The sequence below is a fragment of the Candidatus Symbiopectobacterium endolongispinus genome (assembly GCF_018777385.1).
Taxonomy (GTDB): domain Bacteria; phylum Pseudomonadota; class Gammaproteobacteria; order Enterobacterales; family Enterobacteriaceae; genus Symbiopectobacterium; species Symbiopectobacterium endolongispinus.
Genome location: NZ_JAFJYB010000003.1, coordinates 565584 through 590310 on the forward strand (window position 1 = coordinate 565584; position 24727 = coordinate 590310).

General features: G+C 53.3%; 15 protein-coding genes, 1 other RNA gene and 7 pseudogenes. 13 read left to right on the forward strand and 10 right to left on the reverse strand.

Annotated features, from left to right (window positions below; genetic code table 11):
- Positions 1–6 precede the first annotated feature (6 nt).
- From JZM30_RS14335 to JZM30_RS14355, 5 genes are all read left to right on the forward strand, one after another.
- Positions 7–486 (forward strand): MFS transporter, encoded by a 480-nt coding sequence (locus tag JZM30_RS14335; protein ID WP_291831133.1) that lies wholly within the window; start codon positions 7–9, stop codon positions 484–486.
- Between the two features lie 450 nt (positions 487–936).
- Positions 937–1188 (forward strand): EAL domain-containing protein, encoded by a 252-nt coding sequence (locus JZM30_RS14340; protein WP_252319516.1) that lies wholly within the window; start codon positions 937–939, stop codon positions 1186–1188.
- Positions 1189–1218: 30 nt separating this feature from the next.
- A complete protein-coding gene (locus JZM30_RS14345; protein WP_252319518.1) occupies positions 1219–1383 on the forward strand; it encodes a hypothetical protein in 165 nt (54 codons plus the stop codon).
- 23 nt (positions 1384–1406) lie between these two features.
- Positions 1407–1661 carry a hypothetical protein gene (locus tag JZM30_RS14350; RefSeq protein WP_252319520.1) on the forward strand — a complete coding sequence of 85 codons (255 nt, stop codon included), beginning with the start codon at positions 1407–1409 and terminating at the stop codon, positions 1659–1661.
- An 89-nt stretch (positions 1662–1750) separates the two neighbouring features.
- Positions 1751–3202 (forward strand): protein adenylyltransferase SelO, encoded by a 1452-nt coding sequence (locus tag JZM30_RS14355; RefSeq protein ID WP_252319522.1) that lies wholly within the window; start codon positions 1751–1753, stop codon positions 3200–3202.
- A 1-nt stretch (position 3203) separates the two neighbouring features.
- Here the strand turns inward: JZM30_RS14355 and JZM30_RS14360 are convergent, their stop codons facing one another.
- The 6 genes and pseudogenes from JZM30_RS14360 to ppsR form a co-directional block, all read right to left on the reverse strand.
- A complete protein-coding gene (locus tag JZM30_RS14360; protein WP_252319524.1) occupies positions 3204–3986 on the reverse strand; it encodes a heme ABC transporter ATP-binding protein in 783 nt (260 codons plus the stop codon).
- Positions 3979–4984: pseudogene (locus JZM30_RS14365) on the reverse strand (FecCD family ABC transporter permease). Before JZM30_RS14365 ends, JZM30_RS14360 begins: the two are co-directional and overlap by 8 nt.
- Positions 4981–5799, reverse strand: a complete 819-nt coding sequence (locus JZM30_RS14370; RefSeq protein WP_252319525.1) for a heme/hemin ABC transporter substrate-binding protein — start codon at positions 5797–5799, stop codon at positions 4981–4983. Before JZM30_RS14370 ends, JZM30_RS14365 begins: the two are co-directional and overlap by 4 nt.
- Positions 5796–6835 (reverse strand): annotated as a pseudogene (locus JZM30_RS14375) (hemin-degrading factor). The gene JZM30_RS14370 and the pseudogene JZM30_RS14375 overlap by 4 nt, the downstream one beginning before the upstream one ends.
- 204 nt (positions 6836–7039) lie before the next feature.
- Entirely contained in the window at positions 7040–8086 is a 1047-nt protein-coding gene (locus JZM30_RS14380; RefSeq protein WP_252319526.1) for a 3-deoxy-7-phosphoheptulonate synthase, read from the reverse strand.
- 333 nt (positions 8087–8419) lie between these two features.
- Positions 8420–9241 carry a posphoenolpyruvate synthetase regulatory kinase/phosphorylase PpsR gene (gene ppsR, locus JZM30_RS14385; protein ID WP_252319527.1) on the reverse strand — a complete coding sequence of 274 codons (822 nt, stop codon included), beginning with the start codon at positions 9239–9241 and terminating at the stop codon, positions 8420–8422.
- Between the two features lie 332 nt (positions 9242–9573).
- Here ppsR and ppsA point away from each other — a divergent pair.
- A pseudogene (gene ppsA / locus JZM30_RS14390) lies at positions 9574–11945 on the forward strand (phosphoenolpyruvate synthase).
- A gap of 165 nt (positions 11946–12110) precedes the next feature.
- Here ppsA and apbE read toward each other — a convergent pair.
- The 3 genes from apbE to ydiK form a co-directional block, all read right to left on the reverse strand.
- A complete protein-coding gene (gene apbE, locus JZM30_RS14395; protein ID WP_252319528.1) occupies positions 12111–13157 on the reverse strand; it encodes an FAD:protein FMN transferase ApbE in 1047 nt (348 codons plus the stop codon).
- A gap of 130 nt (positions 13158–13287) precedes the next feature.
- Positions 13288–13401, reverse strand: an RNA gene (gene rprA, locus JZM30_RS14400) — antisense sRNA RprA.
- 268 nt (positions 13402–13669) lie between these two features.
- Complete coding sequence (gene ydiK / locus JZM30_RS14405) at positions 13670–14788, reverse strand: AI-2E family transporter YdiK (protein WP_252319686.1); 1119 nt, start codon at positions 14786–14788, stop codon at positions 13670–13672.
- A gap of 371 nt (positions 14789–15159) precedes the next feature.
- Here ydiK and ydiJ point away from each other — a divergent pair.
- Together ydiJ and JZM30_RS14415 are read left to right on the forward strand one after the other, a co-directional pair.
- Positions 15160–18173: pseudogene (gene ydiJ / locus JZM30_RS14410) on the forward strand (D-2-hydroxyglutarate dehydrogenase YdiJ).
- A gap of 54 nt (positions 18174–18227) precedes the next feature.
- Positions 18228–18590 carry a hotdog fold thioesterase gene (locus JZM30_RS14415; protein WP_252319529.1) on the forward strand — a complete coding sequence of 121 codons (363 nt, stop codon included), beginning with the start codon at positions 18228–18230 and terminating at the stop codon, positions 18588–18590.
- A gap of 46 nt (positions 18591–18636) precedes the next feature.
- On the opposite strand, the pseudogene JZM30_RS14420 reads toward JZM30_RS14415, so the two are convergent.
- Positions 18637–19038 (reverse strand): annotated as a pseudogene (locus JZM30_RS14420) (hypothetical protein).
- 438 nt (positions 19039–19476) lie between these two features.
- Between JZM30_RS14420 and sufA the strand changes: the two are divergent.
- The 5 genes and pseudogenes from sufA to sufS all read left to right on the forward strand — a co-directional run bounded on the left by sufA (position 19477) and on the right by sufS (position 24713).
- The gene (gene sufA, locus JZM30_RS14425; RefSeq protein ID WP_252319530.1) at positions 19477–19851 is read left to right on the forward strand and encodes a Fe-S cluster assembly scaffold SufA; all 375 of its coding nucleotides are present in this window, start codon (positions 19477–19479) and stop codon (positions 19849–19851) included.
- A gap of 53 nt (positions 19852–19904) precedes the next feature.
- Positions 19905–21355 (forward strand): annotated as a pseudogene (gene sufB / locus JZM30_RS14430) (Fe-S cluster assembly protein SufB).
- Positions 21356–21463: 108 nt separating this feature from the next.
- Positions 21464–22210, forward strand: a complete 747-nt coding sequence (gene sufC / locus JZM30_RS14435) for a Fe-S cluster assembly ATPase SufC (protein WP_252319532.1) — start codon at positions 21464–21466, stop codon at positions 22208–22210.
- Positions 22185–23465 (forward strand): annotated as a pseudogene (gene sufD / locus JZM30_RS14440) (Fe-S cluster assembly protein SufD); the annotation flags it as partial. The gene sufC and the pseudogene sufD, both read left to right, overlap by 26 nt.
- 24 nt (positions 23466–23489) lie before the next feature.
- On the forward strand, positions 23490–24713 hold the full coding sequence (gene sufS, locus JZM30_RS14445; protein WP_252319687.1) for a cysteine desulfurase SufS: 1224 nt from the start codon (positions 23490–23492) through the stop codon (positions 24711–24713).
- Positions 24714–24727 lie beyond the last annotated feature (14 nt).

Consider the following 24727-nt stretch of genomic DNA (forward strand, 5'->3'; position numbering starts at 1 on the left):
GTTGCTATCCTTCTTGATATGGTCGGCGAAAATGGCAAACCATCATTAATTGTTGGTTTGGCCATATCATCGACGGCTCTCGGTAGCATACTTTTTTCTCCATTTATTGGTCAGTTATCACATAAAATAGGGCCATGGACTCTTATAGTTACCTGCCTTATTATTACAGGTTTTTTGCTTATTCCTCAGGCTTATTCTACCACAACTCTGGAATTTATTTTCTTACGGTTTTTAATGGGGCTGACGCTTGCCGGATTAATACCAACTATAACTAAAATTGTCGGCGATAATGCTTCTTCTGAATACTCTGGAACGTTGCTCGACTGGTTGATCTCGGTCAAATACCTAGGTCATATTCTGGGACCTTTAAGTGGTGGAGCCATAGCGAGATATTTCGATATCAGTACCGTATTTATTACGACAGTACTGATTATCATCGCGACCGGCATAATGAACTTATTTTTTATTAATCGACGAATACGGTGAAAATTTCATCCAGCATAAGGAGGATATCGAACCGTTTCTTGTCTCCAGGTATGATTTTCTTTTTGGTGTTGACTTTGCCGCCCCGTAAGCGGATCCACCGGTTCATCCTAACCTCAGTCCAACGGGCATTACGACATGTTTGTCGATGGCAGTAAGTCCGATGAAGATGAATACACAGATCTGCGCTAAATAACGTATCGGGACACCGATCCCGTGAAGGCGCGGGCAGATCTTTTTCTGACAAAATAGTCACACTGCAATGGAGGAGTAACCCCTAACATCAGTCTGAATTGAAACACGTGAACGCGTGGAATATCCGATAAAGCGGCATAATCGTTAACAGCGTGACATCACTGTAAGGGGAGCATCAGGATAATGAAAAAGGGATTGTTGAGCGCTCATCGTTGGCGCTAGAGTGATATTGAACACTTATCTCCACAGACATCGATCATGAAAATCACGTTAGACGTTGACTACCAAAGTGAATACCTGTTCTGGCCCATCTATAGCCGGGATGAACGGCTATTGGCCTTGGAAATGACGGGGTGTTTCAATAGTGCGGATGGTAAACTCACCGTGCCTGGCGATATCCTGACGAGTATGTTGACCACGGCGCAAAAACTGACGTTGCTGGATGAACAAATCGATATCATCCAACGCAAAGCGGGGTGGCTTAAACTGCACCGGTTTTTGTTGGTATAGCGCATTGAGAAGCATTGCGCCGAACTGCTGATGGCATCGATTCCACACCGCAACGCGATCCGCGCGTTACCCTTTGTCCATCTGGAAATTAATGAGGCGTTTCCTCACCTCGGCGAAGGTAAAGGAAACCTTGGTATCACCGAACTGAGTAACATGTTTCCCCGTGGCTGGATAATTTCGGCTCAGGTAAGGTAAACCTCAAGGCGTTCCACGATGGTTTGCTGAGCTATGTGAAAATCGATCCTAAACTGGTGTGGGATATTCTCTCGCGTCCGGCACCGTATCTGATCATGGATCCGTTGCTTAACGTGATGAAAAGCCACCAGCAGGGCCTCGGGGTGATAGTTAAATGGATTGATACGCTCGAACATCTGAAAAAAGTGCATCACCTCAAGGTGGATGCGATACAAGGCAAGCTGTGGCCTGCCATCCCGTTGGATGCGTTGGAACAGGAACTGACTCCGGCGGCGTAAACCAGTATCCATGTATTTCCTCCGTGTTTATTTCCGTGTTGACGTTCTACACTCAAGTTTGACAGACGCTGTAGAGTGACATAACGACGATGACACAGGGATTACGATTTACCCATCACTACCATGACGCTTTGCCCAGATGTTACACGGCTCTTTTGCCCACACCGTTACTGGGGGCGCGCTTGCTGTATCACAGCGCGGAACTGGCGGAGCAATTAGGGGTGCCTGCCCGTTGGTTTCAGCCTGAACATATTGATATCTGGCAAGGAAAAACGCTGCTGCCCGGTATGCTGCCGTTGGCGCAGGTCTATAGTGGCCATCAGTTTGGCGTATGGGCCGGACAACTGGGCGATGGGCGGGGGATTTTGCTGGGTGAGCAGCGGCTGGCGAGCGGCTCCAGCATGGAGTGGCACCTGAAAGGGGCAGGGTTGACCTCCTATTCGCGCATGGGAGACGGTCGCGCAGTGCTGCGATCGGTGATTCGCGAGTTTCTCGCGTCGGAAGCTCTGCATCATCTGGGCATTCCTACCACGCGCGCCTTGGCGATCGTTACCAGTGATGAACCCGTTCAGCGCGAACAGCAGGAGCAGGGTGCGATGCTGATGCGTGTTGCCGAAAGTCATCTGCGTTTCGGGCATTTTGAGCATTTTTACTATGCGCGTCAGCCGGATCAGGTGAAAAAACTGGCCGATTTCGCCATCACGCACCACTGGCCACAGTGGCAGCACGATGAACAACGCTACTCACTTTGGTTTACCGATATTGTCGAACGCACGGCGCGCATGGTTTCCCATTGGCAGGCGGTGGGGTTCGCCCACGACGTCATGAACACTGACAATATGTCGATCCTTGGCCTGACGTTCGATTATGGCCCCTACGGTTTTATGGATGGCTACCAACCTGACTTTGTCTGTAATCATTCCGATTACCACGGTCGTTATGCGTTTGACAACCAGCCCGCAGTAGCACTGTGGAATTTGCATCGCTTAGCGCAGGCACTCTCTGGATTGTTGTCGGTGGAATCACTTGAAACCGCGCTGGGTTGCTATGAACCAACCCTGATGGCGCATTTTGGTCAACTTATGCGTGCCAAGTTGGGTTTTTTCGATGCAGATGCCAGAGATAACGATCTGTTGGTGGGATTGCTGAACTTGATGGCGCGTGAGCACAGTGACTATACCCGTACTTTCCGTCTGTTGAGTGACACCAACGTGCGGGATGCCGAGTCGCCGTTGCGTGACCTGTTTATCGACCGTGCTGCATTTGACGCCTGGTTTTGCGACTATCGCGCACGTCTGGCGCAGGAGACGCAGAGTGACGCTGAACGCCAGCGCAGCATGAAAGCGGATAATCCAAAATATATCTTGCGTAACTATCTGGCGCAGCAAGCGATTGAAGCAGCAGAGCAGGATGATGTAGGCCCATTGACGCAGTTGCATCAGGCGCTTTCTCGTCCTTATGATGAACAGCCTGAATATGAATCGCTGGCGGCAGCGCCGCCAGCGTGGGGTAAAGCGTTGGAAGTGTCTTGTTCGAGCTAGGCTAACGGCGCAGAAAAACTTGCGGCGTCGCGTCGTCGGGATGCGGATGTACCAGCACGTCGGCCTGATACCACTGCGTGAGCGTTTCGCTTTGCAATACCGCTTGCGGCGTGCCTTGTGCCACCAGTTTTCCCTGATGCAGTAGTGCAATGCGATCGGCATACAGCGCGGCAAGATTCAGGTCGTGCAGAATGCAGCACACAGCAAGGGGCTGCTGTTGTGTAAGCTGCTTAAGCAGACGCAGCAGGTGTTGTTGATGATAGAGATCAAGTGCAGATGTCGGTTCATCCAGAAACAGCCAGCATGGCGTCGGTGTCGGGTGCCATAACTGCGCCAGCACGCGTGCCAACTGCACGCGCTGCTGCTCGCCGCCGGAAAGATGGCGGTAATCCTGTTGGGCTAACGCCGTGCATTCGGTTAACGCCATGACATGATCGACCACGCTGTCACATGCACGATCGTGGCGATAGGGCGCACGTCCCATAGCAACCACGTCGCGCACGCTAAACGGAAAATTCAGCGCGCCGTGTTGACGCATGACGGCGCGGGTTTGTGCCAAAGCATCAGACTGCCAGTCAGCGAGCGCTTTTCCGGCAAACTGACATTCACCGCTATCGGCTGCCAGATAGCCGGTGAGCAGACGCAGCAGCGTGGATTTTCCCGCCCCATTCGGGCCAATAATCGCGACGATCTCACCGTAGTTGATGTCCAACGAAACATCATCAATCAATGTGCGTCCGGCGACCTGATAGTGCAGATGCTGTGCCATCAGGCGATTAGTCATGGGTTCGTCCCTTGTGCGTGACAATGAGCCATAAGAAGTAGGGATCGCCTATCAAACTGGTGAGCAAACTCACGGGTATTTCCGCCGGAGCCAGCACCGTGCGAGCCAGCGTATCGGCCGCGATAAGCAATCCTGCACCTGCCAGCGCTGATCCGGGTAGCAACCAGCGGTGATCGGCACTCAGGTTCATGCGTACCAAATGTGGAATGACCAACCCAATAAACGCAATCACGCCGCTGACCGCCACTGCCGTGCCTACCAGCAGTGCGCTGAGCAGCAGTAATATAAGCTTGGTCTGTTTTACCTTCACGCCCAGATAGTGTGCGTCTCCATCACCCAACTGAAGCAGATTGAGTTTGCGGGCATAACACTGTACGTACGCCATCGCGGGAACGATCAGAGAAGCGGCCACCAGCAGTACCGGCCACTGCGCTTGTCCCAGGCTGCCCATCCCCCAGAGCGAAAACTGACGCAATTGCTGATCGTTACTGATGTAGGTCAGTACGCCAACGGCTGCCCCACATAGCGCATTCAGTGCAATGCCGGTTAACAGCAGGCGCGTCACGCCGCCGCGCTCATCGCGTCCCAGCATAAACAGAATGGCTGTCACCGTCAGACTGCCGGCGAAAGCGGCCAACATCGGGCTATAGAGCGCCAGCAACTGCGGAAGGCCCAAAGGCATCAACAACCGCAAACGCGACAAACAACGCCGCTCCGCTGCTGATACCCAGCAATCCGGGATCAGCTAGCGGGTTGCGGAACAGCCCCCGCATCACTGCACCGGCTGCGGCGAGCGCGCTGCCCACCAACAGTGCCAGCAGGACGCGCGGTAGGCGAATATTGAGCCAGATATGCCACAGCGGATCGCTGATCGGAGCATGCCACAGTTGGCGGAAGTAGAGGGTGAGTGCCCCCATATTGGCGGCACCCAGCATTAACAGCAGAGTGAAGCACATCAGCCCCGCCAGAATCAGGCGGGGACGTTGCCTTAGTCTCATTTTACCTGCTCGGCGGCGTAACGCAGCGTGGTTAACAGCGCAGTGGTTTCCAGCGTAAAGCCAAGCATCGCCATATCATCGACCACCACGACACGGCGGTGTTTGCCAGCAGGGGTCAGTGCAACACCGGGCAACTGCCAGATTTTCTCTTCGCCCCCTAAACTCTGCAGCCCTTGTGCGGAGATCAACAACAGATCGGGCGCACTGGCGATAACGCCTTCTTGCGATAGCGGCTGGTAACGCACTACATCAGGCATGGCATTTTGTAATCCGGCAGAGCGAATCACCGTATCGGCGGGAGTATTTTTCCCTGCCGCCATGGCCGTCATGCCACCGTGACTGAGAACAAACAGCGCTTTGACGGGCAACGGTTGCTGTGCCACGGCGGACGCCTGCTGCTGATAACGGTCGGTCAGTACTTTGCCTTCGCTCTCTTTCTGCAACGCCTGTGCAATCGTGTTGATTTTCTGCGGAATGCTTTCCAGCGTCGGTTGTGCAGGCACCATGATCACTTTGACGCCGCTGTCTGCCACTTGCTTGAGCACCAGAGAGGGTTGTGACAACTCACTGGCAATCACTAACGACGGTTTTAATGACAGAATGCCTTCCGCATTCAATTGGCGCATATAGCCAACATCCGGCAGTGCTTGCGTTGCGGCCGGGTGCATGCTGGTGCTGTCGCGGGCAATGAGTTGCTGCTCAGAGCCAAGCGCATAGATGATTTCGGTGACATCACCGCCAATGGAGACGATACGTTCATTGGCGCTGGCACTCAGTGGCGGCGTCAGGAGCAGTGCGTAAAGCCAGTTTTTCATGCGACCAGTTCCTTATTTGCGGTGAGCGCCTCGATTTGTTTGCGCCATTGTGCCTGTTCTGGCGTGCCTTCAGTGCGCTGGCCAAACAGCTGTGCGATTTGCGTACCATCAGCCGCATAGAGTTCCAGGCTGGTGACGACACCGTCTGCGGTTGGTTTACGGGTGATCCAGCTTTCGGCAATCGCATCTTCAATCAGGTGCAGGGTGAAATCCGGGTTGAAAATGTTGATCCATTCCGCGTGCTGCGCCATTTTCTCCACCCGGGCGATGGGGCCGGTGAAAATCTGTACGCAGCCACGTTAGCCAACGAACACCATGATGTCTTTTTGATCCTGCTGCGCAGCGGTAAGAATTTGCGACAGGGCGCTGTTATCGACCTTGCAGGCCAGATCGTCTTTAACGGCGTGGAAAGCCTGTTGACACGTAAGATTGTAGCGTTTAAGTAGAATGAAAAATTGGTGTACGTCCGTCATAGCACGCCATTCGGCTTCAAATGCCGCCTGGTCGATGCTGGGAGCCTGAGTGGTCGCCGGGGTTTCCTGACGTAACTGCACCTCTGGGTTAACGTCCGTGACAAATTCAGCCAGATAGGCGTCCCATGCCGCCATATCGGTCTGTTCGGTGTCAGGATATCATCACCCTGATGGTCAAAAAATTGAATGCTCTGACACTCGCCGCGTGCGGTCTCTTCCCGCAGACTGAATGCCACATTCCACTGATGCAAAAACAGGCGAAGATCCAGCGCGTAAGGATTGAGGATCAACCCCGCATGGCCGTCCAAATGTTGATTTTGGTAAACGCCAACCTGTTCGTGCACCGCATAGGTGTTACGCGTGATGGACTTGGTCTGACCTACCTTCTCCAGCGCCAGCAGCCAGCGCTTGGCATCCCCTCGCAAGCGTTGCGCATCATGACCGACGCGTGCATGCGTCAACACTGCTTCACTGATGCCGAGCGTCGTGGCGATATCACGAGCGTACTGGCGGGGATTGTTGTTTTTGGCTTGCAGGTATTGAGCATAAATCGCGTTCGGCATTGTCTGTTCCTGTGGTCGTTCTGCGATGGATATTATCGTATTAGAAATAATTAACTTAATAAATGAGAATCATTTTCATGTTGCCAAAAGGTGACATCAAGTGAAGATTTCTTAATACGTCGGAAACAGGTAAGCCAGCAGAGGATGATGGAGCGGCAGCGCACGACCAGGAATGACCGTGCGCGGTTGAAAGGCAGTAGGGCGTTAGAAGCGGCTGTCTACCGCATCGGCTAATTGTGCAAGCAGGGTTTCAGTGTCCTGCCAGCCCAGGCAGCCATCGGTAATCGATTTACCGTAAACCAGCGTTTGCGGCGCAGCCAACGGTTGCTGACCTTCAACCAGAAAGCTTTCCACCATAACACCTGCAATGGCGCGCGAACCCGAACGTATCTGTTGACACACATCGGCACACACATCCATTTGTCGCTGGTACTGTTTGTAGCTGTTGCCGTGGCTAAAATCCACCACTAACTGTGATGGTAAAGCGAATTCGCGCAGCAGTTCGCAGGCGGCCTGAATATCGGCGGCGTGATAATTGGGATTTTTCCCGCCGCGCAGAATGATATGGCCATAGGGGTTGCCGTGTGTCTGGTAGATGGTCATTTGCCCTTGTTTATCTGGCGAGAGAAACAGATGAGACGCGCGCGCGGCACGGATGGAATCAATAGCGATGCGCAGATTGCCGTCGGTGCCATTTTTGAAACCCACCGGGCAGGAGAGGGCGGAGGCCATTTCGCGGTGAATCTGGCTTTCGGTGGTTCGCGCGCCAATGGCTCCCCAACTGATGATATCGGCAATGTATTGCCCGGTGACCATATCCAGAAATTCTGTTGCTGTTGGTAGACCAAGCGCGTTGATATCCAGCAGCAGACGGCGTGCCAATGCCAAGCCGTGATTGACCTGATAGCTACCATCAAGGGCTGGATCGGAAATTAACCCTTTCCAGCCGACAACGGTGCGCGGCTTTTCAAAATAGGTGCGCATCACGATTTCCAGTCGATCCTGATAGCGAGCACGCAGCGTAGCGAGCTGCCGCGCATAATTGAGCGCAGCATCAACATCGTGGATAGAATAGGGGCCAACGATCGCCAGCAACCGAGGATCTTTTCCGGTGAGAATATTTCCTATCCTATTTCGTGACGTTGTCATGTTTTCTGCAACCGCAGGTGAAACCGGCAATTGCGCCAGCAGCACCTGCGGCGCGATCAGACGATCGAGCCGCCGGCTGCGTAACTCATCAGTTTTTAACATGCAATATCTCTGCTTAAGGGTCGGTCAGGGGACCGTGTCGCATGGCGGTTCGTCTTGCAAAAAAACGCCGCTGAACCAAGGGGTAACGCGCATAGAAAATAAGTCATCGCTCACACTGCGTTTATCTTCCTGAAGATAAGGCTACGTGAGTGAGTGGCTCGCGCATCATGTCAGACGGCGGCGGGACTCTTGGGCGCTAAGTGAGTGTCAGTTTTTCCCCGTCCCCTACCAAATGGGTTGCTTCGCTACGACGACATGTCGGGAAGTCATGACATCCACGATAACCGAATCAGGGGGCAATTCAACCCGCTTTCGCTAAAAAATGATAATATACTAGTACATGCGACGACTCATGCCTAATATGTCGATGATCTTGGCGGAAATCTCCTCCACGGAGTAGTTTGTCGTGTTGAGATAAGGAATCTGGTGACGTCGAAACAGCGCTTCTACTTTGCTCAGTTCCATCCGGCACTGACGTAACGACGCATAACGACTGTTGCCGCGACGTTCTTCCCGGATCGCCGCCAAACGTTCGGCATTGATGGTCAGGCCGAACAGTTTGTGTTGAAACGGTTTAAGCGCTTCAGGCAGGCGCAAATTGTCCATATCATCGGCGATGAAAGGGTAGTTGGCCGCGCGAATGCCAAACTGCATGGCGAGGTACAGGCTGGTGGGCGTTTTGCCGCAACGGGACACGCCGAGTAAAATCACCTGCGCTTGATCGAGATTGCGTAATGAAATGCCGTCGTCGTGGGCGAGGATATAGTCAATGGCGGCGATGCGTGCATCATATTTGCCGAGGTTTTTAGCGGTCAGACCGTGGGTGCGATTGGCCTCCGGTGCAGGAGGAATATTGAGCTCTCCTTGTAATGGCGCAACCAGCGCCTGCACGATATCCTGACAAAAACCGTCGCTGCTGTTAATAATATCCCGCACCGTCTGGCTAATGATGGAATAGAACACCAGAGGGCGCATGCCCGTTTGCTGGTAGAGCGTATTGATGCGCTCGCGTACCGCGTTGGCGCGCTCTTCACTTTCCACAAACGGCAGCGTGTAGCTGACCGTGTTGACAGGAAACTGAGAAAGCACCGCATGGCCTAATACTTCAGCGGTGATGGCGGTACCATCGGAGATATAAAAGACGCTTCTTTCCACATCAACCCCTGCATTTTTTCTGCGAAAAAACATTACTAAACTCGTTCAAAAATTGGCGTAGAACGATTTTTTAATGAAACATCATTTCATTATCTTCATGATAAACCAGTTAAACTTTTACAGTATTGTATTTTTACCCCGTTAAGCAAGATTCAGCAGTGAAATCGTTTTTATTTCATAGGTTGAACGATTCACCTTTCCCAGGTTTGTTAAACGCTATGCTACATTCATGGCGTTGAGGCAATTGCCCAACCAACATTTTATATATCCCCAATGGTCTCCATACCCTGTGGTATGCAGGCCGAAATCGTATGCAGAAAGGATTATTTTCGATGTCCAATAACGGCCCTGATTTGCGTAATGTCCTTCGGTATAACCAGCTCGGTATGCATGACGTTGAGCGGGTGGGCGGCAAGAATGCGTCTTTGGGTGAGATGATCACTCATTTGTCAGAACTTGGCGTATCGGTTACCAATGGTTTTGCGACAACGGCGCAGGCGTTTAACGATTTCCTTACGCAGAGCGGTATCAACCAGCGCATCTATGAACTGCTGGATCGTACCGATATCGATGATGTGAACCAACTTGCCAAAGCGGGTACGCAAATTAGTCAGTGGATTATCGATACACCGTTACAGCCTGAACTTGAGCAGGCGATCAGCGCGGCTTACGATCAACTGGCCGAATGGGAAAAAGAGGCCTCTTTTGCGGTCCGCTCTTCCGCGACGGCAGAAGACATGCCGGACGCCTCCTTTGCCGGGCAGCAGGAAACCTTCCTCAATGTGCAGGGTATCGATGCGGTGATGGTGGCGGTGAAGCATGTGTTTGCTTCGTTGTTTAACAATCGCGCCATCTCTTATCGTGTGCATCAGGGCTACGATCATCGTGGCGTGGCGCTCTCCGCTGGGGTGCAGCGCATGGTGTGTTCGGATCTGGCGGCATCGGGGGTGATGTTTACGCTGGATACGGAATCCGGTTTCGATCAGGTGGTGTTTATCACGTCTGCCTACGGCCTTGGGGAAATGGTGGTGCAAGGGGCGGTGAACCCGGATGAGTTTTACGTGCACAAACCGACGTTGCTTAACCGAAAACCTGCCATTGTGCGCCGTACCATGGGGTCGAAAAAAATCCGCATGGTGTATGCCGACAGTCAGGCTCATGGCAAACAGGTGCGTATTGAGGATGTGCCCGCTGAACTGAGCGTGCGTTTCAGCCTCACGGATACCGAAGTGGAAGCGTTAGTGCATTAGGCGCGGCTTATTGAAAAACACTACGGTCGCCCGATGGATATCGAATGGGCGAAAGACGGGCACACCGGTAAACTCTACATCGTACAGGCGCGGCCAGAGACGGTACTCTCCAACGGTCAGGTGATGGAACGTTACCAACTGATTAAACGTGGCAAGGTGCTGGCGGAAGGCCGTGCCATCGGTCACCGTATCGGTGCCGGCCCGATAAAAGTGATTCAGGATATCAGCGAAATGCACCTGGTGCAGGCGGGGGATGTGCTGGTGACCGACATGACCGACCCGAATTGGGAGCCGATCATGAAGAAAGCTGCGGCTATCGTGACCAATCGCGGCGGGCGCACCAGTCACGCAGCGATTATTGCGCGTGAGCTGGGTATTCCTGCGGTAGTCGGCTGTGGCGATGCGACTGAACGCCTCCATGACGGCGAAAAAGCCACCGTATCCTGTGCGGAAGGGGACACCGGATACGTCTATGCCGATCTGCTGGAGTTTCAGGTCAAGAGTTCACAAGTCAACGAGATGCCCTCGGTGCCGTTGAAGATCATGATGAATGTGGGGAATCCCGATCGGGCATTTGATTTCGCCTGCCCAACGATGGCGTCGGTTTGGCGCGGTTGGAGTTTATCATTAACCGCATGATAGGTGTGCACCCGCGTGCGTTGTTGGAGTTCGACAGCCAAACGCCAGAACTGCAAAAAGAGATCAAAGGGCTGATGCAGGGCTATGACGATCCGGTTGAGTTTTACGTTGCGCGCCTGACTGAAGGGATCGCCACACTGGCGGCGGCGTTCTGGCCGAAACGCGTTATCGTGCGTCTGTCCGACTTTAAATCCAACGAATACGCCAACCTGGTGGGCGGCGAGCGCTATGAACCTCATGAGGAAAACCAGATGCTGGGCTTCCGTGGTGCTGGGCGCTATGTGTCACCGGATTTTAAAGCGTGCTTTGCCTTGGAATGTGCGGAGGTGAAACGCGTGCGTAATGACATGGGGCTGACCAACGTGGAAGTGATGATCCCGTTTTTGCACACCGTGGCACAGGCGGAAGCCGTAGTTACTGAGCTGGCGCAGCAAGGGCTCAAGCGCGGTGAGAATGGCCTCAAAGTGATCATGATGTGTGAGATTCCGTCGAACGCGCTGCTGGCGGATCAGTTCCTGGCACATTTCGATGGTTTCTCCATCGGCTCTAATGACATGACGCAGTTGGCGTTGGGGCTGGATCGCGATTCCGGCGTGGTGTCTGAACTGTTTGATGAGCGTAACGACGCGGTGAAAGCACTGCTTTCGATGGCAATAAAAGCAGCCAAGGCACAGGGGAAATACGTGGGGATTTGCGGACAAGGCCCTTCCGATCACGAAGACTTTGCCATTTGGCTGATGAAGCAAGGCATCGACAGCCTGTCGCTCAATCCGGATACCGTGGTGCAGACCTGGTTAACGCTGGCAGAAAAGTAATCGTGCAGTAGCAGCAGGCCCCGGCAATGCTGGGGCCTGAGACTGATGACAGAGTCACTTTACCTCTCGGCATTCCCTCCACCGCCGTCATTCCCGACTTTCGCCGAGGATAACGAGGAAGGAATGAGGGGGAGTAGGGCTGTTTATCGGCAATCTCACCCGACGTTAAGGTTTAGCCTCTTGTTGCAAGAAGGCTTTGAATTGGGATGTCATCACCGTTTCGAACCCGTTGTCGGTTTTTGTGATCAGATAAACCGCCAACCCGTGCTGCTCGGCTACTTTCAGCGCTTTTTCCGTTCCCAATACCATTAACCCTGTGTCCCAACCGTCCGCTTCGAGCGCGGTTTTGGCAATCACTGTGGCAGACACCAGCGTATGATTGATGGGGTGGTCGGTGCTGGGGTCGATGACGCGGGAATAGCGTTTGCCGTCCTGCTCGAAATAGTTGCGATAGCTGCCGGACGTACTGATGGAATATCCTTGCAGATCGACTGCCGCTTGCACCGCGTTTTCCTTATCGGTAGGTTTTTGAATCGCCACCCGCCACGTCATCCCTTGCCCATTGACCCCGCGACTTGAAATAGCACCGCCGACTGAAACCAGATAATTGGTAATGCCCTTGCGTGTCATCAACTGCGCCAACAAATCGGCACCGTAACCTTCGCCCAAGGTTGAGAGATCCACATACAGCGACGGCAGATCTTTTTGCAGCCACTCTCCCTTGCTGTTGCTGGTAAGCGTAAGGTGCTGCAAGCCGACGCGCTGACGGGCGTCATCGATTTGTGCTTGAGTAGGAATGGTCACCGGCTGTTTTTGCGGCCCAAAGCCCCACAGATTCACCAACTGTCCCACCGTAATATCCATGGCATTGTCTGTCGCCCGGCCAATACGCTTGGCTACCAGGATAATATCTGCCATACCGCCGGGAATGGGCTGAGGATCGCTGCCTTGATAGCGGTTAAAGCGCGACAGAATGGAGTCTTCACGGTAAGTGGAAATATCGTTGTTGGCCTGTTCAAGCAGGGCATCAATCTCTTGTTGCAGATGCGCTTTATCTTCAGGCAGATCCCCGCTGATCTTTACGCTGTAAAAGGTCCCCATGGTTTTACCTTCCAGGCTGGTCAATGGCCGGCTGTCGGCCATCGCGGTATTGTAGACCGCCAGACTGACCAGAATCAGGCACACTCTGCGTGCCAGTGGGGAATGTGACATAGAAAATGACTCCTGATAAAAAGAGACGTTAGAAATAATCCATTAATGCGTGCTTGCAAAGCGGAGATTGATAAAAACAGGATGAGGCGCAATTTTTCAGTAACAGCAGCGGGAAAGTACAGGATAAACCACAAAAAAATGCCCACCTTAGGGGATGGGCAAAGACTACACACAGCAATTCGTTACTAGCTCTGACGAGGAGGAAACCTCATTGGCAAACTCGCGTTGTCCTTACAAAAAGCGTTTGTTCAGCAAGACAACGGTTGGCAATCGTTTCATGAATAATGCTAGAAGCTGTGGGGCATTAAGTCATTAAGAATCATCCTAATGGTTAACGTTTTTTAATGGATTTGTCACGCAGAGATGCATATTGTCAAACTATTTGATGTAATACCGCCGCTTATCCATAGTAAATCAGAATAATCCGTGGGTGCTACACGCAAAACATTAAGATTACTTATCTATTGATGGATTTGCCGCAGCGCTAAGGTTTCACGCTGCGGCAGCAGTGCTTACTGCGAGTGTGTCGGACGATCGTTTGGCGACGGCAATGCATCCGCAATAATTTCTGGCAACGGCGTTTCCTTCATCCAGGCAGAGAGCAAGCGGTATGAAACGGCAAGCACCACTGGGCCGATAAACAGGCCGATCATGCCAAATGCCAACAAGCCACCAATCACGCCGCACAGAATCAGCAGCATGGGCAGATCGGCGCCCATGCGTATCAACATCGGGCGGATTACGTTATCCAGCGTGCCCACCACACAACTCCACACCAACAGAATGGTGCCCCAGGTGGTATCACCGCTCCAATAGAGCCAGATTATCGCGGGGATCAGCACCAGAAGCGGTCCCAGTTGCGCCAGACAGAACAGGAACATCACGACGGTCAGCAAGGTTGGGTAGGGGATGCCGGAGATGGCGAGGCCAATACCACCCAGCACCGATTGTACGATAGCGGTCACCACCACGCCGAGCGCGACGGCACGAATCGATTGTGCTGCCAGGATCACCGCTGCATCACCGCGCTCGCGTCCCAGACGAAGCGCAAAGTGGCGCACGCCCTGGGCAACCGCTTCACCTTTATAGTAAAGCAGGGCACTGAAAATTAGCATCAGGCCACAGTGCATCAGGAAACGTCCAATGTGGGCCGCTTGTGATAACAGCCAGGTAGCGGTTTGGCCGATATAGGGCTGCACTTTGGCAAACACGCCGCTGCCGCCACTTTGCAGCAAACTGTGCCAACTTGAAAACATCCTGTCGCCGACAAAAGGCAGGGATGTCAGCCACTCCATACGAGGAGGCGTCAGTTTCTCTTGCCCGGAGGCCCAACTGACGATGGCGGAGGTGTTGTCCATCACCATGCTGACCAGGATGGAAATCGGCATCACAAACAGCAGGCAAAGCAACAGCGTCATGCTGGTTACCGCTAACGCGCGCTTGCCCCACAGTAAATTCTGCATTTTCAACATCAGCGGCCAGGTGGCAATCACCACCATGCTGGCCCAGGCAAAGCCCAGAATAAAGGGTTGCACCACCCAGAAACAGGTGATGATCATGATAGTGATAAACATCAGACTAAAGAGGATGCGGGGCAAATCAAAACGCTGCTGGCGTGCACTTTGCTGCATCGTTGCGGACAGTGGAGAATGCGCGGCCAGCGGTTTGGGCGATGATGACTTCGTCAATGGACAATACCTCTGTATAGAGACCCGACGTTGAACAAGTTACCTGCGATCGCTCGGGTCATCCGGCGGGGATAACTTATCATGGGGCATTTCTCGTGTTTTTGACAGCGTGTGAGCTATTTTGTTAACGCATTCACGGACAGGGTTCCAAAAATCATGCTGGACCACTAGGCAAAAAGTTTTTCTTAGGGTGGCGGCGCATAGCGCCGAAATGTGATAAAACGTAAAACCGCGAATTCGCACAATGATTTTTACAATAAACACACTCACAACACGCTAATTATTTTTTAGTCGACAGACAGGGTCAACACATAATGATCCCACAGATCTCTCATGCACCTGGGCTGGCTCAGCCGGTGCTTAATTTTTTGGATGCTTTGAAGCAACGTGGTTTTACCGGCAATACCGCCACCAGCTATGCCGATCGCTTAACCATGTCGACCGACAACAGCATTTATCAGCTGTTGCCCGATGCGGTGGTGTTTCCCCGATCGACCGCAGATGTGGCGCCGCTGACGCAGTTGTCAGTACAAGAGCCATACCGTGCACTGACGTTTACCCCGCGTGGCGGCGGTACTAGCACCAATGGGCAAGCGCTAAACCAGGGTATTGTGGTGGATATGTCCCGCTACATGAACCGGATTTTGGAAATCAATCCAGAGGAAGGTTGGGTTCGCGTTGAAGCTGGGGTGATCAAAGATTAGCTCAATCAGTACCTCAAACCTTACGGCTATTTCTTTGCGCCGGAACTGTCTACCAGTAACCGCGCCACCCTTGGCGGCATGATCAACACTGATGCTTCAGGGCAAGGCTCTCTGGTGTACGGCAAAACCTCGGACCATGTCCTGGCGTGCGTGCCGTGCTGTTGGGCGGTGACATGCTGGATACTCAGGCGATGCCTGTGGCGCTGGCGCAGCAATTGGCGCAAGAATCTTCACCGATAGGGCGTGTGTACCGCACCGTTTTTGAACGTTGCCGCGACCAGCGTGCGCTAATTCTCAATAAATTCCCCAAACTGAACTGATTCCTGACCGGATACGATCTGCGCCATGTGTTCAGCGATGATATGCAAACGTTTGACCTGACGCGCATCCTGACGGGCGCTGAGGGGACGCTGGCCTTTATCACTGAAGCTAAGCTGGATATTACGCGCTTGCCTAAGGTCAGGCGTCTGGTCAACGTCAAGTTTGATTCCTTAGATTCAGCGCTTCGCAGCGCGCCTTTTATGGTGGAAGCCAAGGCGCTTTCGGTGGAGACCGTCGATTCCCGCGTATTGAATTTGGCGCGTGAAGATATCGTCTGGCACTCCGTCAGCGAACTGATTCAGGATGTGCACGGCCAGGATATGCAGGGCCTGAACATCGTTGAGTTTGCTGGGGATGATGAAGCGCTGATCGATGGACAAGTACGTGGGTTATGCGAGCGCATTGATGGCCTGCTCGCGGCCCATGAAGCGGGAGTGATCGGCTATCAGATTTGCCACGATCTTGCTGGGATTGAGCGTATCTACGCCATGCGTAAAAAAGCAGTGGGGCTGCTGGGTAACAGTAAAGGGCAGGCCAAGCCAATCCCCTTTGCGGAAGATACATGTGTGCCGCCGCAGCATTTGGCGGATTACATCGTCGAGTTTCGTGCGCTGCTCGATAGCCATAATCTGACCTACGGCATGTTTGGTCACGTGGACGCGGGCGTACTGCATGTGCGTCCGGCCCTTGACATGTGCGATCCGCAACAGGAAGTGTTGATGAAACAGCTTTCTGATCAGATTGTTGCGCTGACGGCCAAATATGGCGGTCTGCTGTGGGGGGAACACGGTAAAGGGTTTCGCGCCGAATACAGTCCGGCATTTTTTGGCGAAGAACTGTATAACGAACTGCGGCGCATCAAAGCCGCCTTCGATCCGGATAACCGCCTTAACCCAGGCAAGATTTGCGCGCCGTTGGCCGTCGATGCGCCGATGATGCGTATTGATGCCGATAAGCGTGGCACCTTCGATCGCCGTATTCCGCTGGCGGTGCGTACCTCGTTCCGTGGCGCGATGGAGTGTAACGGCAACGGGCTGTGTTTCAACTTTGACGTGAACAGTCCGATGTGTCCTTCCATGAAGATCAGCGGAAACCGTATCCATTCGCCGAAAGGGCGAGCGACGCTGGTACGCGAATGGCTGCGCTTGCTTGACGAGCAGGGGATCGATCCGGTGGCGCTGGAGCAGTCGTTGACCGCACGGTCGCCCAGCCTACGTGGTTTGATTGAAAAGACGCGTAACAGCTGGCGCGCGCGCAAAGGCGAGTATGACTTCTCTCATGAAGTGAAGGCGTCCATGTCCGGGTGTCTGGCCTGTAAAGCCTGTTCAACCCAATGTCCGATCAAGATAGATGTTCCGGGATTCCGTGCACGTTTTCTCCAGCTTTACCACACGCGCTATTTACGTCCCGCGCGTGATTATCTGGTGGCCGGTGTAGAAAGTTACGCGCCGCTGATGGCGCTGAGCCCTAAAACCTTCAACTTCTTCCTGAAAATGCCGCTGGTTGACGCCTTGAGCCGCCGGACGATCGGTATGACCGATCTGCCGTTACTCTCTTCCCCCTCGCTGCGCCAGCAATTTGCCGGGCACCCGGCAATGACCACTACGCTGGAGCAGTTGGAAAGTGTCGCCGCCGCATCCCGCGATCGGTATGTGCTGATTGTGCAGGACCCGTTTACCAGCTATTACGATGCGCAAGTGGTGGCCGATTTGGTGCATCTGGTGGAAAAACTGGATCTCAAGCAGGTACTGCTGCCCTTCTCACCTAACGGTAAGCCGCAGCATATCAAAGGCTTTTTGACGCGTTTTGCTAAAACCGCAGCCAAAACCTCGGATTTCCTGAATCGGGTTGCCAAGCTGGACATGCCAATGATTGTCGTCGACCCGGCGTTGGTTCTCTGTTATCGCGATGAATACCGTGAAATTCTGGGTGACAAACGCGGCGATTTTCAGGTGCTACTGGTGCATGAGTGGCTGCCGCCGCTGCTGTCGGCGAGAACGCCCCCGGCCACGCCGCGCGACGATGCCTGGTATCTGTTTGGTCACTGTACCGAATCCACTGCGCTGCCGACCAGTAGCAAACAGTGGGCCGATATCTTTGCCCGCTTCGGTGTCCGACTGGAGAATGTCAGTGTTGGCTGTTGCGGCATGGCAGGCACCTATGGTCATGAAAGTAAAAACATCACTGATTCCAAGGGGATTTACGCCTTGTCCTGGCAGCAGGCATTGCAAAAATTACCCTCTGCACGCTGCCTGACAACCGGCTATTCCTGCCGCAGTCAGGTGAAGCGGATGGAAGGGTAAGGGTTGCGTTATCCGTTGCAGGCGCTACTGGATCTCGTCTGACTGGAGAGAGTTATGCTGTGGAAAAGACCGGCTACGCTGGAGCAGATTAATCAGCACAGCCAGGGTTGTATGATGGAGCACCTAGGGATTCGTTTTACCCGTATTGCAGAAGATACTCTGGAAGGTACGATGTCGGTGGATGCGCGCACGCGTCAATCCTTCGGCCTGTTGCACGGCGGAGCTTCGGTGATGCTGGCGGAGTCGCTCGGCTCCGTGGCGGGCTACCTGTGTACCGAAGGGGAACAGCGTGTCGTCGGGATGGAGATTAACGCCAACCATTTACGAGCTGTGACCTCTGGCGAGGTGCGAGTGGTGCGCCGCGCGCTGCACGTCTCGCCTCACCACCGCGGTGGTAACACCTTAATCCGGTACTAACCGCAGAATGTGCGTCGTTAGGCGCGCATTCTGGCGGCCTCGTCCTTCAAGGTAAAAAAGGCACGCGCCGTACAAAATCGGTCTGAAAAGCGGTGGCCTTATCCCAACTGCCTTCAAGGCTGAGCTGATGGCAAATCAGCTTTAGCGTGTTGCGTGCAAAATAGTAGCTCTGCACGCGGAAAAGATGGCAGCGCCCTTCGTTATTAATCTATTTTATCAAACGGTTATGTAATTTTACCAGTGCATGCAGATAGCCCTCATCATCGCCGTTCTTACGGCACAGATCGATCATCTCCATGCAGGCATTATGGTAGCGGCGCAGGTGATCGATATGGCTTTCCTGCCGATTCAACCGTGCTTCGGCCATATAAAAATCTACGGTGACATCCCGGATCAAGAATTTGTACTCATCAATCTGATGCTGTAGCCAGGCATTCACGGATTGCATAGGGATCACCATGGATATTAATGATAATCATTATCATATTTCTAATGTTCATCGGGATCAACCTATCGCCCCGTAACAGAGAAAAAAGTATACGGCCTGATAGGACTTTTTATGGTCAATAATTGCGCAATCAAACCATAAAATCGGTCACGATTTTTCCTGTTTTAAAAATAGGTATCGTCTACGAATGTTATAATTATGGTAACAATATGTTGATGTTAATTCGTTGGTCTGTCACGCGATGGTAAATTAGTTATTTTATATCAACAGGTTATTTTTTTATTGTCAGTCTATAAACGCGTGGGCAGGCAAAAAAACGGTTTTTTTCAGGCACCGATGAAATGTTACAAATACCCCTGCGAAACAAGAGGTTGAAGCAATAATCATTATCACTAACATTAGGCTCAGACAGAGCTTTTCTGAAACGAGGTACGGCGGATGCAAACGGGAAACGTAGAAACATTTTCACTGGATGAAAATACCTGGAAATGGCTGACGCTGACGGCCAGTGCCGCTCAACAAATCCTGCGTCTTGTCCAGTCTGATGACACGGTGAAAGGGTTACGTTTGAGCGTCAAGCAATCAGGATGTGCAGGGTTTGGTTATGTACTGGATCTGGTCAACGCACCGGATGCGGGTGATCTGGTGTTCGAGCGCAAGGGCGCACACCCGTACGTCCCTTTAAAGGCGATGCCTTTTATCGATGGCACCGAACTGGATTATGTGCGTGAAGGCTTGAACCAGATTTTCAAATTTAATAATCCCAAAGCGCAGCACGCCTGCGGGTGTGGCGAAAGCTTTGGCATTGAGTGATGACTGATATGGCGCGTAGCAATGTAGATGTACCTGATGATGTGCAAATCTGGATGGGGGATGACCGCTATAAAGAGGGATTTTTCACCGAACTGCCTACTGACCAACTGGGACGTGGCGTCAATGAAGAGGTGGTGCGAGCGATCTCCGCCAAACGCAACGAACCTGAGTGGATGCTGGAGTTCCGTCTCAATGCCTACCGCGCCTGGCTGGAGATGGAGGAGCCGCACTGGCTAAAAGCGCACTATGGCAAGCTGGACTATCAGGAGTACAGCTATTATTCGCTCCGTCTTGCGGTCACTGTGATGACACCTGCGGCTCTGAACCCGGTGCCAAGCAGCAGTCCAGCATTAGCCGAGGTGAACAGCTATCTGACCGCTGAAGTCGAAAATGTTTTTAATCAGCTCGGCGTGCCAGTGCGAGAAGGGCAAGCCGTGGCGGTGTATGCGATTTTTGACTCCGTATCGGTAGCGACCACCTATCGCGAAGAGCTGGCGCAGCAGTGGATTATTTTCTGTTCGTTTAGCGAGGCGATTCAGGAACACCCCGATCTGGTGCGCCAATATCTTGGTACGGTGGTGCCTGCCAACGATAACTTTTTTGCTGCGCTCAACGCCGCGGTAGCCTCTGATGGCACCTTTGTCTACATACCGAAAGGCGTGCGTTGCCCAATGGAGCTCCCCACCTATTTCCGCATCAATGCGGCGAAGACCAGGCAGTTCGAGCGCACCATCCTGATTGCCGATGATGACAGCTATGTCAGCTATATCGAAGGGTGCTCAGCACCCGTGCGCGACAGCTACCAACTGCACGCCGCCGTAGTCGAAGTAATTGTTAACAAAAACGCCGAAGTTAAATACTCAACGGTTCAGAATTGGTTCTCCGGCCAGGATGCCAAAGGCGGTATCCTTAACTTCGTGACCAAACGTGCACTCTGTGCCGGCGAGTATGCCAAGATGTCTTGGACCCAGTCTGAAACCGGCTCGGCCATCACCTGGAAATACCCGAGCGTGATTTTGCGCGGAGATAACTAGGTGGGAGAGTTCTTCTCTGTTGCGCTGACCAGCGGGCATCAACAAGCGGATACCGGGACCAAGATGATCCACATCGGCAAAAACACCAGCTCCACGATTATCTCCAAAGGGATCTCTGCCGGTCACAGTGAGAACACCATCGCGGTCTGGTAAAAATCATGCCGACTGCCACCAATGCGCGTAATTTCACCCAGTGCGACTCGATGCTAATTGGCAGCGACTGCGGCGCGCATACTTTCCCGTATGTGGAAGTGCGCAACAACAGCGCGCAGCTGGAGCACGAGGCTACAACCTCACACATTGGTGAAGACCAACTGTTCTATTGCCCGCAACGCGGTATCAGCGAAGACGACGCCATTTCGATGATTGTGAACGGATTCTGTAAGGACGTGTTCTCGGAGCTGCCGCTGGAATTTGCCGTAGAAGCGCAGAAGCTCCTGGCCATCAGCCTGGAACACAGCGTCGGCTAAGGGCGTCGCAAAATAAAAATGCAGCAGGGTGCCGGATGTCAATCTGGTAGCACCCTACGCGAATTGATGTTATCAGGCGTGCTCGGCACGACGCCGTAAGGATAAACTATGTTAAGCATTAAGAATTTACATGTAAGCGTTGAAGGTAAGGCCATCCTGAACGGACTGAACCTCGAGGTGAAGCCCGGTGAAGTTCACGCCATCATGGGACCTAACGGTTCCGGAAAGAGTACGCTTTCCGCCACGCTTGCAGGCCGCGAAGATTATGAAGTGAACGACGGCACGGTGGCGTTCAAGGGGAAAGACTTGTTGGAGTTAGACCCGGAAGATCGCGCTGGTGAGGGCATCTTTATGGCCTTCCAGTACCCGGTCGAAATCCCTGGCGTCAGTAACCAGTTCTTTCTGCAAACCGCCGTCAACGCCGTGCGCAAATATCGCGAGCAGGAGCTGCTGGACCGATTCGATTTCGCTGATTTCATTGAAGATAAAATCAAACTGCTGAAAATGCCGGAAGATTTGTTGACCCGTTCGGTCAATGTGGGTTTTTCCGGCGGCGAGAAAAAACGTAATGACATTCTGCAAATGGCAGCGCTGGAGCCAGAACTGTGTATCCTGGATGAGACGGACTCCGGGCTGGATATCGATGCGCTGAAGATTGTGGCCAACGGCGTTAATGCTCTGCGTAACCAACAACGCGCGTTTATTATCGTGACGCACTACCAGCGTATTCTGGATTATATCCAACCCGATTATGTGCACGTGCTCTATCAAGGTCGCATCGTCAAATCGGGCGATTTTTCGCTGGTGAAACAGTTGGAGGAGCAAGGCTATGGCTGGCTTACCGACCAACAGTAACACGCTGGCTGAAAAACAGGCCAAAACGCTCCAGCAGTGGCAAGCGTTGTTTAACGCTTCACGTGCGGCGGATGCATCCAGTGCGCAACACCATTGGCAGGAAGTGATGCGGCTCGGCTTGCCTGGGCGCAAACACGAGCATTGGAAATACACTCTGCTGGATGGGTTGCTGGCACAGCAGTTCAGCGCGCCAGATGCGGTGACCCTTGATGACGATACGCTGGCAGCACACGCACTGGCGCTGGAAAGTTGGCGTCTGGTGTTTGTTGATGGCGTATTCAACGCGGCGTTGAGTGATGCGCAGTGGGGGCCTTACCAGATTGCGGTGAACGCGCCCCATGCGGCACCCACCGACCTGGCGGCGGTTCAACCAGAACTGTTTTTGCACCTGACGGAAAGTTTGGCGGAGCAGCACAGTGCCATTCGTTTACCGACCGGATGTCAGGCGGAGAAACCACTTTATATTCTGCATATCAGCAGCGGACAGTCTGCCAGCCTGAAAATGGCACGCCAGCGTCACCATGTGTATGTCGGGGCGGGAGCCAGCGCAGAGATTATCGAGCACTACGTCAGTTTGGATGACAAGGCGCACTTCACCGGTACGCGCTTGACGGTGCATGCCGCTGCCAACAGCCAGGTAAAACACCTCAAGCTGGCGTTTGAGGCTGCCGCCAGTTACCACTTCGCCCACAACGATCTGGTCTTGGAGCGGGATGCGCGTGTACGCAGCCACAGTTTCTTGCTGGGTGCCGGATTAACTCGGCACCACACCAGTGCACAGATTAACGGTGAAGGCGTCAACCTTTCTATCAACAGCCTGATTTTGCCGATTGGCAACGAAGTGTGCGATACCCGTACCTACCTTGAACATAATCAGGGCCACGGTGAAAGCCGCCAACTGCACAAGGCGATTGTCAGTGACAAAGGCCGGGCGGTGTTCAACGGTATGATCAAGGTCGCGCCGGGGGCATTGAAGACAGACGGACAGATGACCAACAACAACTTGCTGCTGGGGCGTCTGGCGGAAGTGGATACCAAGCCACAGCTCGAGATTTACGCTGATGATGTGAAGTGCAGCCACGGTGCCACGGTTGGACGTATTGATGACGAGCAACTGTTCTACCTGCGTTCGCGTGGTATTTCACAACAGGATGCACAGCAGATGATCATCTATGCGTTTGCCGCCTAATTGACGGAAGCGCTGGATAACGACACGCTGCAAGAAGCTGTGTTGCAGCGTATTGCGCTGCGCCTTGCCGAACGCGGCAGGAGTGGCCTGATGAATTATCCGATTGAACGTATTCGCCGCGATTTCCCGGTGCTGGCGCAGCAGGTCAACGGGCAGCCTCTGGCGTATCTCTATAGCGCCGCCAGTGTGCAGAAACCGCAGGCGGTGATTGACCGGGAAGTGGCATTTTACAGTAATGAATATGCCGCGGTGCACAGCGGCATTCATACACTAAGCGCACAGGCGACCAGCGCGATGGAAGCGGTGCGTGAACAGGTTGCGCGCTATATCAATGCGACCTCGGCGGAAGAGATCGTCTTCGTGCGTGGTACCACGGAAGCGATCAATATGGTCGCCAACAGCTACTGCAGTGCTTTTATTCAAGCTGGTGACAATATTCTGATCACCGAAATGGAACACCATGCCAATATCGTACCCTGGCAAATGCTGGCGGAACGCCAAGGCGTTGAGCTGCACGTGCTGCCACTCACGGCGCAAGGCACACTGGATTTAAGCCAATTGGATACGCTGCTGGATACGCGTACCCGCTTGCTGGCCGTGGCTCAGGTCTCTAACGTGCTGGGCACGGAAAACCCGCTGCAAACCTTGATTGCGCGGGCGCGGGAGGTTGGCAGCGCGGTGCTGGTAGACGGGGCGCAGGCGGTGATGCATCAGCGTGTGGACGTGCAGGCGTTAGACTGTGATTTTTATGCTTTTTCCGGCCACAAAATATACGGTCCCTCCGGTATTGGCGTGCTGTACGCCAAGCACGCGCTACTCAATGCTATGCCGCCGTGGGAAGGAGGCGGAGCGATGATTCGTGACGTCAGCCTGACGCAGGGCACCCGCTATGCCGATGCGCCATGGCGCTTTGAAGCAGGATCGCCCAACACGGGCGGGATCATGGGACTGGGTGCGGCGCTGGATTATGTCTCCGCCATCTGGCTGGATGCTATTCACGATTACGAAACGGCGCTGATGCACTACGCGCTGGATGCGCTGAGCATGGTACCGGATATCATCCTCTACGGTCCGGCGGAGCGAAAAGGGGTGATTGCCTTTAACCTCGGCAAGCATCATGCCTATGACGTCGGCAGTTTCCTATACCAGTACGGTATTGCCATTCGTACCGGTCATCACTGTGCGATGCCGTTGATGGCATACTATGGCGTACCCAGTATGTGCCGCGCCTCGTTAGCGGTTTATACTACCCGAGAAGAAATAGATCGGCTGGTTGCCGGACTACAGCGTATTCATCGTTTGCTGGGAGGCTGATAAGCCTTTGTGCG